General features: G+C 42.9%; 6 protein-coding genes and 1 pseudogene. 4 read left to right on the top strand and 3 right to left on the bottom strand.

Features of this window, described 5'->3' with window-relative positions:
- Positions 1-1,136 (bottom strand): aminopeptidase P family protein (locus ABZB17_RS17265; RefSeq protein ID WP_372651945.1); only part of this gene is annotated, 1,136 nt, incomplete at its 3' end.
- 209 nt (positions 1,137-1,345) lie between these two features.
- Between ABZB17_RS17265 and ABZB17_RS17260 the strand changes: the two genes are divergently transcribed.
- The gene (locus ABZB17_RS17260; RefSeq protein ID WP_372651943.1) at positions 1,346-1,963 is read left to right on the top strand and encodes a hypothetical protein; all 618 of its coding nucleotides are present in this window, start codon (positions 1,346-1,348) and stop codon (positions 1,961-1,963) included.
- A 62-nt stretch (positions 1,964-2,025) separates the two neighbouring features.
- On the opposite strand, the gene ABZB17_RS17255 is transcribed toward ABZB17_RS17260, so the two are convergent.
- Both ABZB17_RS17255 and ABZB17_RS17250 read right to left on the bottom strand, forming a co-directional pair.
- Positions 2,026-3,666: a M1 family metallopeptidase gene (locus tag ABZB17_RS17255; protein WP_372651942.1), complete on the bottom strand. Its 1,641-nt coding sequence runs from the start codon at positions 3,664-3,666 to the stop codon at positions 2,026-2,028.
- A 24-nt stretch (positions 3,667-3,690) separates the two neighbouring features.
- On the bottom strand, positions 3,691-5,547 hold the full coding sequence (locus ABZB17_RS17250; protein WP_372651941.1) for a Xaa-Pro dipeptidyl-peptidase: 1,857 nt from the start codon (positions 5,545-5,547) through the stop codon (positions 3,691-3,693).
- Positions 5,548-5,819: 272 nt separating this feature from the next.
- Here ABZB17_RS17250 and ABZB17_RS17245 point away from each other — a divergent pair, with 272 nt between their 5' ends.
- From ABZB17_RS17245 to ABZB17_RS17235, 3 genes and pseudogenes are all read left to right on the top strand, one after another.
- Complete coding sequence (locus tag ABZB17_RS17245) at positions 5,820-6,257, top strand: DUF4395 domain-containing protein (RefSeq protein WP_372651939.1); 438 nt, start codon at positions 5,820-5,822, stop codon at positions 6,255-6,257.
- A gap of 196 nt (positions 6,258-6,453) precedes the next feature.
- On the top strand, positions 6,454-7,758 hold the full coding sequence (locus tag ABZB17_RS17240; RefSeq protein WP_372651937.1) for an MFS transporter: 1,305 nt from the start codon (positions 6,454-6,456) through the stop codon (positions 7,756-7,758).
- Positions 7,759-7,760: 2 nt separating this feature from the next.
- Positions 7,761-8,137: pseudogene (locus ABZB17_RS17235) on the top strand (glycosidase); the annotation flags it as partial.

Genomic DNA, 8,137 nt, shown 5'->3' with positions numbered 1-8,137 from the left:
CTCAGCGGTTTTGCCAAACGAAGCGATTTCAACCCAAACTGTGTACTTTTTGGCTGGCCGTCGTAACCCACCCAAACTTCACCAAGATCTTCCATATCGTGTACATCCATGCCCATCATATGCCCGGTTCCGCAGGGAAAAAACAAAGCGTGTGCATCCGCCTCAAAAGCATCCATGGCATTTCCTTTTGTGAAACCCATTGCTTTTAGCCCGTCGAAAATGGTGGTTGCCGCAGCAATATGCGCGTTTTTATAGGGTTTGTTTAATTTGAGGGCGCTGATGGCTGCTTCGTGTCCGGACAGCGAAATTTCGTAGATATCTTTTTGCTCGGGTGTAAATTTTTTGCTCACCGGAAAAGTACTTGACAAATCGCCCGAATAGCACAATTCGTTTTCGTAACCTGCATCAACCAAAAACAAGTCGCCTTCTTTTATGGTGTTACCATGAAAATGATTGTGCAAGGTTTGTCCGTTTTTTGTGGCAATTATCGGGAACGCAATGTTTCCACCGGCTGCCAGTGCTACTTTATGGATTTCGGCTGCTACCTGCGCTTCCGTCATTCCCGGACGAGCAAACTTCATGGCTGCAATGTGCATATCAACCGATACGTTAACCGCCTGATGCAGTTGTTCGATCTCTTCTTGTGACTTTATCTCACGCTGGCTAACAACGGCTTTTACCAACTCCAACGAGTACGTGTTGGCTACATCTTTTGGTGCCACATCAATTAGCTCGAGCAACTTTATTTTATTCTCGGGGCGGTATAGCGGCAGGAAATGAATCTTCTTGCTTTTCTCCACCACCAACGCCAGTTCTTTCATGGGGAAAACCGTTGACACACCACATTGGGCGGCACGACCAGCAATGGAAGGCTGTGGCCCCATCCACACAATATCATCGATGGTGTAATCATTTCCGAAAATAATCTCCCTGTCGTTATCGATATCGATTACCGCAGCCAAACCCGGATGCTGAATTCCAAAATAATACAAAAAGGTGCTGTCTTGCCTGAAATGATAGGTATTATCAGCATAATTCATCGATGATTCGTCGTTTCCAAACAACAAAATCAATCCTTCCCCAACTTTCTCCTTTAGAACTTTTCTTCGTTCGATGTAAATCTCTTTCCGAAACATTTAAGCAATTTTTTTATGAGCATGTGAATGTAATAAATTCTCAAATTCACACTATGACAAATGTTCGCATTGCTTTCACAATGAGTAGAGGAAAAGTATTTTGCGCGATACTTATGGTATTTTTGAATGAGACAGGTGTTGCAACAATAAAATTAATAAGCCACGCAACCTTTGGTTAGCATTGCCCATCTGATTACTAAACAAAGAGAATGAGAGCTAACTACTTTTTCCTGTTATGTTTGTTAATGGTGGCTTTTGTTTCGTGTAGTAACGGTTCAGATGATGAACTGGAAATGCCGGAACGCAGTTATACCAAGTTAATTGAACGAAATTCGGATAACACTTTTGAAGCCGAGCTGATCACAAAAGCCGAATCGTACTATCCTCCGCGCGAAAATGTTGTTGCTGCCACCGAATGGTCGGGAATGGAAGTGCCGGAGACAGATTATTGGTACTACAACCATTTTGATGGCGTGTTGATTCCTTACTGCATAACCACCGAAGCCATTGATTATTACACGACATTAATCGACGATTTCAACGCTAACAAAGAGGATGTTTTCTTTATTACAGCCGAGTTTACCTATTCCGCCAATGTTAGCTTTCACGATGCATACACTTCTCCGGATAAAAATTCAAGGGGAGAAACGTTAGATCCTCAAAGTTTTGAATCCGTTTATGTGGTAAAACTTGATTTATACTGGATGGATTACTGCGGTCCACTTTGCGCGATGTGGATTGAAAAACAACGAATTGCTGTTTTTAATGAATCGGGCGATTTACTGGAAATTTTTATGGACGGAACAATATCAGTTCCAGTCTCCTAACCAATTCGAATATAAAAAGAGCCTTACTTGTCTGAAAAGATCAATGTAAGGCTCTTTTGCTGTTATAAATCTACCACCTTAAAACCGGCTACATAAAAATCTTTATCAACTTCTACTTTTTTTACTTTTTCGTTGGAGTTGAAATATTGCCAGCGCCTGGAAGGATTTAACCAATGAGGCTCTCCGTTAATGTATACCTTCAGTGGCAATTTAAAATTGTCGACGCAATTTGTCCACCTGTACTGCAGCCCACCATCAATCATCGCGTACTCAAAAGTTGGGATTCGGGTATCGCGCAAATACTGGTTAAAAAAGCCTTGTAGATCAAGCCCGGTATGTTTAATTAAATACCCCTCGATTTGCTCTGCTTTTACGGTTTGATGATAGAACTCTTCATTTAAACCACGCAAAATACCACGCCATTTTTCATCGTCGTTGACTACCTGTCGCAGCGTATGCAACATATTGGCTCCTTTGGGGTACATATCGCCCGATCCCGGGTAATTTACGCCGTAAACCCCAATAATGGGCCGGTCGTTTAGAATTCCTATACGGCTTCCCCGAATATACTCGGAACCTGCTTTTTTGCCCCAGTGGTACTCCACAAACAGATTTTCTGAGTAATTGGTAAAACTTTCGTGAATCCACATATCAGCCTCATCCCAGTTGGTAATATTATTGGCAAACCACTCGTGTCCCGACTCGTGAATGATAATAAAATCGAATTTAAAACCCCAGCCCGAATAACTGATATCGCGGTTGCCAAAGCCATTACGATAACCATTCCCGTAAGTCACTGAACTTTGGTGCTCCATACCCGGATACGGCACTTCCACCAACTTATAACCATCTTCATAAAACGGATAGGGGCCAAACCAGTGCTCAAAAGCTTCCAGCATCATCGGCGCCTGTTTAAAATGCTCTTTTGCCTTTTCCAGGTTTTGCTTCAGCACCCAGTAATCGCAATCAAGGTTACCTTTTTCGCCTTTAAAAACTTCGTGCCAATGGGCATAATTTCCAATGTTAATGTTTACACCGTAGTTGTTTATCGGGTTGTTTACAAACCAGTGAGCCGTTTTTGTGCCGTCGGCGTTTTGTTCCACACCGCGTAAACGGCCGTTCGATACATCCATTAAATGATCGGGAAAAGTTACGCTTATCAGCATACTATCGGGTTCATCGTAGGGATGATCTTTACATGGCCACCACAAACTGCCACCATCGCCCTGGTTGGTATTTACAATAAAATCGTTGCCATTTTCATCTTTCCTCCAGCTAATACCGCCATCCCACGGAGGTCTTCTACTTATCTTTGGTTTTCCTGAATACTCTATCAGGAGTTCATTAACTTCATTCGGATTTTGCTCTTTTTCCAATCTTATAAACCAGGCATTTCCATCTCGTGTATAATCGAGCGTCGTGCCATTTTGTGTAATTCGCGAAATCTTCATTGGCGGTTGCAGGTCGATCTGCATCAACTGATTACGCTCTAAAACCTTGTATTGAATCAGGTTGCTACCGGAAATTGTACTATCAGCCGGATCGACCTTCACATCCAGATAATAATAAGTAAGATCCCACCAAACCCGTTCGGGTGTTATGCTGCCACGCAACGAATCCTGGCGTGTAAAATTTGTTTTTTGTGCAGCCACATTCAATCCAAAAACAAGCAACACTACTGCTATAAATAATCGCTGTTTCATTCAACTAATATTTTGAAACTCGTTTTATTGAATGGCTTTATTGTAAGCTTCTGCCCCACCAACTACCGGAATTTCAATGCTTGTTCCGTTCAAATCAACCGTTAATTCAGTTCCGGGTTTTGGTCGAAGTGTAAAATCGCGGTCGCTCGAAAAGATCATGAGCCCGATTTGTTGTCCGGCTTTAATCACCTGGTCATCGGGTTGCAGTTCGAAAGTCATTTCGTAAAACCTACCCGGTTTTAGCGGTTCACTTTTGCGTAACGATTTATAGTTCTGCAAATCGGCCCAACCGCGGGTTATCAGATTATCGGTAATTTTTGGTTTGCGCCACTGTGAATTACTCCAGGGCAACGAAACCAGGTAAACCGAAAGATTCACTGCCGGTTTGCTACTGGCTGCCTTAATGGTAATTTTTGCTTTTCCTGAAATATGCAGATCTTCTTTTAACTCCGGACTTACATATATTAACCGGTGCCCGGTAATTTCGGCTTGTGCCAGTGCCTCACCCGAAAATGAATAGTTGTCGACAAGGGTTTCAGCTGCCTGCCTCGATGGTTTTTCGATTACGAGACCGCCTTTCTCCGGTGCTCCCGAAGTTAAGAAGAAAGTTACCGGCTTCGCATCCGGGTTTGGATAGTCTTTATACGGTGTTGGCTTCTCGCGCTCATCGTCCTCGCGAACAATCCAGGCTTTTGCATCGTTTTCCACGCCATTTTCTACCCCAAACAAATAGCGGGTAAACCAACGGTTCATCATGCTAACCGGTGGCGGTCCGCCATGTCCGTTCTGGTGATAGTAAATTTGGGCAGGAATTCCCTTTGCTTTTGCAGCCTCGTAAATACGGTAACTATGCTCGGGCATAACATTCCAATCGTTAAATCCGTGCGACATTAAAAGTGCCGCTTTCATCGGTTCCATATCGTTCAGGTAATCGCGGCCGGCCCAAAAGTCGTTGTAATCTCCGGTAACGCGGTCTTGTCCGTTTTTCATTTCGTCATCACGAATGTGCTCGCGAGCATAGGCTCTTTTATCCAGATCGCCGCTGTGAATAAAATCGAAAAGCACATCTACATCCTCTCCTAAATAGCCTCCCGGAGAACGAACCAAACCATTTGATCGGTAATAATGATAATACGATGTGTTTGGCGCTACCGGAATAATCGCTTCCAGTCCTTTAACACCTGTAGTGGCAGCTGCCAGCGGCAAAGTTCCGTTATACGAAGTTCCGGTCATCCCCACTTTTCCTGTACACCAGTAAGCCTCAACTTCTTCGTTTCCCCGGCGGGTTTTGTAGCCTTTGGCACGTCCGCAAAGCCAGTCGATTACCGCTTTTGGAGCCAGCGATTCGTTGTCGCCGCCAACAGTTGGCGAACCATCCGACAGTCCTGTTCCGGGCGATGATGAATGCACAACAATATAACCTCGAGGTACCCAGGTATCTACATGCCCTTTTGAAATGATTGGTCTTTCGCCGCGGCGCTGAACTTCGGGTGGGTGTACATGTTGTTTGGGTTGCTCGCCAAGCTCATGATGAACATCCCAGAAAAATTCGGGATTATTACCGGCCGTACCTGCGAAATACGGGCTTGAGTTATAAACTACCGGTAGTTTTAATCCTTCGCTTTCGGTTTGCCGCGGACGTGTAACATCAACGTGCATACGGTCTAAAAGGCCATCGCCATCCGAATCAAATTCGGTTTCCACCCACAGGTCTTCGCGAATCCAGTAAGCCGGATCTTCAAACGCTTTTACAATTTGTACCTCCCCATCTTTAAAAACAGGTTTTGCCGGCTCGTTTTGTTGTGCACGACTATTAAGAGCACACAACTGAATAAGCACCAAACAAACAAAACTTAAACTCAGTTTTTTTCTAATCTTCATTCGTTCAAAAATTTTTACGCAGTCGGTCAATGGCAATACAAAAATCAGCCCCGGACTGCTTTTGTTACAGTTTTTTATGATCTATATCCCCAAAAAACAGGGGTGACAAGCTTATTTTTTTGAAAAGCTAAATATAGCCACACTCAACTTTTATATGATGACGAATGACAGACTTTGTTAATTATTTGTAAGGAATTAAAGTGTAATCAATCCTTTTTAAAATTAAAAGAGCATTTTGTATTTTATTTGCATCAACTATTAACACGACAGTTATGAGACAATTGGTTTGCCCCATATCGAAAGATGTGGTGGATGAAAAAATTACCCGCATAAACGCACTGATCGGTATTTTACTGATAATAACAGCTTTTGTAATGGATTCGTCAATCTTTTTGATTGTGCTGATGGCCGACTTTTTTATGCGTGCTTTTACGCAGGTAAAGCTTAGCCCGATTAGCTATGTTAGTTCTTGTTTGTCGAATGCATTGAATTTAAAAGAGAAACCAATTGCAAAAGCACCAAAGATTTTTGCTGCCCGATTGGGTTTTGTAATGTCGCTAATAATTGTCGGTTTGTTCTTGGCGCAGCTAAACACGGCAGCCATTGTTGTAGCCGGCATGCTGGTATTTTTTGCATCACTTGAGTTTGCTGCAGGCATTTGTATGGGGTGCATTATATACACTTATATCGTACTACCTTTTTATAAATAATTCTACTTAATACAATTTTTCAGTTTTTAGGCTTCTGTTCGTTAACGGAGGCCTTTTTTTTATAAGTCGCGCCAAAGCTGCCCATCAATACTTGAATTAGAATTGTTCGCGCGTACTTTTAAACTGTCTTTAACAAGTTTGCATAAAATAAAAACACTATTTTTCCGGCTTTAATCTTTAACGACTAAAACCATCAATGATAAAAGCAACAAACAAAGTTGCCAGTCCGGCCATGTGGGTTCCAACAGCCTATTTTGCAATGGGTTTGCCTTTTATGGTGCTGGCACAGTCAACGGCTATCATGTATAAAAATATGGGGATCTCGGATTCCAAGATCGCCTTCTGGACCTCGCTGATTATGCTTCCATGGACCTTAAAACCACTATGGAGCCCGGTTTTGGAAATGTTTAAATCGAAGAAGTTTTTTGTTGTTACCAGCCAGTTTATTACCGCAATAACTTTTGCATTGATTGCTTTTGCACTTCCGTTACCCAACTTTTTTGCCTACACCATTGCACTGCTTGGTGTTATTGGTTTTAGTGGTGCCACCAATGATATTGCAACAGATGGTGTTTACCTCAGTGTGCTTTCATCAAAAGATCAGGCCAGATACATTGGCTGGCAGGGAGCGTCGTACAATGTGGGTAAATTTTTGGCCTATGGAGGGTTTGTTACCATCGCCGGAATTCTTGAAAAACAAATGGGCGTGGTAAATGCCTGGGTAGCCGTGATGCTTGGAATTGGTGGCGTAATGGCTTTGGTAGGTCTTTATCACTCGCGTATGCTACCGGGCGGAGAAGCATCAACATCAGAAGTACAAAGTCTGAAAGAAGGATTTGACACACTTTTGGATGTACTCAGAACATTTTTTCAGAAAAAATACATTTACTGGTACATTGCTTTTATCGTATTGTACCGTTTTGCCGAAGGATTTGCCATAAAAATTGCACCGCTGTTTTTTAAAGCTGCCGTTGCCGATGGCGGATTGGGATTAACAACCACCGAAATTGGCGTTGTTTATGGAACTTTCGGAACCGGAGCATTTGTTGCCGGATCGTTATTAGCCGGTTATTTTATTGCACGTCGCGGGTTAAAACGAGCTTTGCTTATTTTAGTTAGCACCTTTAATATTCCCTTTTTGGTGTATGCATTGTTGGCCCATTACCAGCCATCAAGCCTTTTTCTAATTGGCGGAGCAGTGGTATTTGAGTATTTTGGTTATGGTTTTGGTTTTGTTGGACTGATGCTGTTTATGATGCAGCAGGTAGCTCCCGGAAAATACAAAATGGCACACTACGCTTTTGCCACCGGAATTATGAATCTTGGGTTTATGGTGCCGTCGATGCTGAGTGGTTATTTCAGCGACTGGCTAGGCTACAAATTGTTTTTTGCATGGGTGTTGGTGGCCACAATCCCCATATTTATTGCTGCACGATTCGTTCCTTTCGGACACCCCGACAATGTTGATGAAGAAACAATAGAAACAGATAAAAATGACTAAAAATGACTAAAAAAGTAAACATCCCTTTTGAAGAACGCCCGCAAGGTTGCACCGACGCAATGTGGCGTTACTCGCAAAATCCGGTAATTGGCCGCTATGCAATTCCAACATCAAACAGTATTTTCAACAGTGCTGTTGTTCCTTTTGAAGATGGTTTTGCCGGCGTTTTTCGCTGCGATAACAAAGCTGTGCAAATGAACATTTTTTCCGGCTTTAGTAAGGACGGAATCAATTGGGAGATCAATCATGAACCCATTGAAATGGTTGCCGGAAATACGGATATGATCGAATCGGATTACAAGTACGATCCACGTGTTACCTGGATTGAAGACCGCTACTGGGTAACCTGGTGCAACGGCTACCACGGACCAACAATCGG

Source organism: Draconibacterium sp. (assembly GCF_041583095.1).
GTDB lineage: Bacteria > Bacteroidota > Bacteroidia > Bacteroidales > Prolixibacteraceae > Draconibacterium.
The sequence above is the reverse complement of the archived record's forward strand: the minus strand, read 5'-3'. Positions and strand labels throughout refer to the sequence as shown.

Bases quoted from the DNA above. Each gene is read 5' to 3' on its own strand.
- ABZB17_RS17260 (WP_372651943.1), top strand. From the start codon at position 1,346: ATGAGAGCTAACTACTTTTTCCTGTTATGTTTGTTAATGGTGGCTTTT.
- ABZB17_RS17255 (WP_372651942.1), bottom strand. From the start codon at position 3,666: ATGAAACAGCGATTATTTATAGCAGTAGTGTTGCTTGTTTTTGGATTG.
- ABZB17_RS17250 (WP_372651941.1), bottom strand. From the start codon at position 5,547: ATGAAGATTAGAAAAAAACTGAGTTTAAGTTTTGTTTGTTTGGTGCTT.
- ABZB17_RS17245 (WP_372651939.1), top strand. From the start codon at position 5,820: ATGAGACAATTGGTTTGCCCCATATCGAAAGATGTGGTGGATGAAAAA.
- ABZB17_RS17240 (WP_372651937.1), top strand. From the start codon at position 6,454: ATGATAAAAGCAACAAACAAAGTTGCCAGTCCGGCCATGTGGGTTCCA.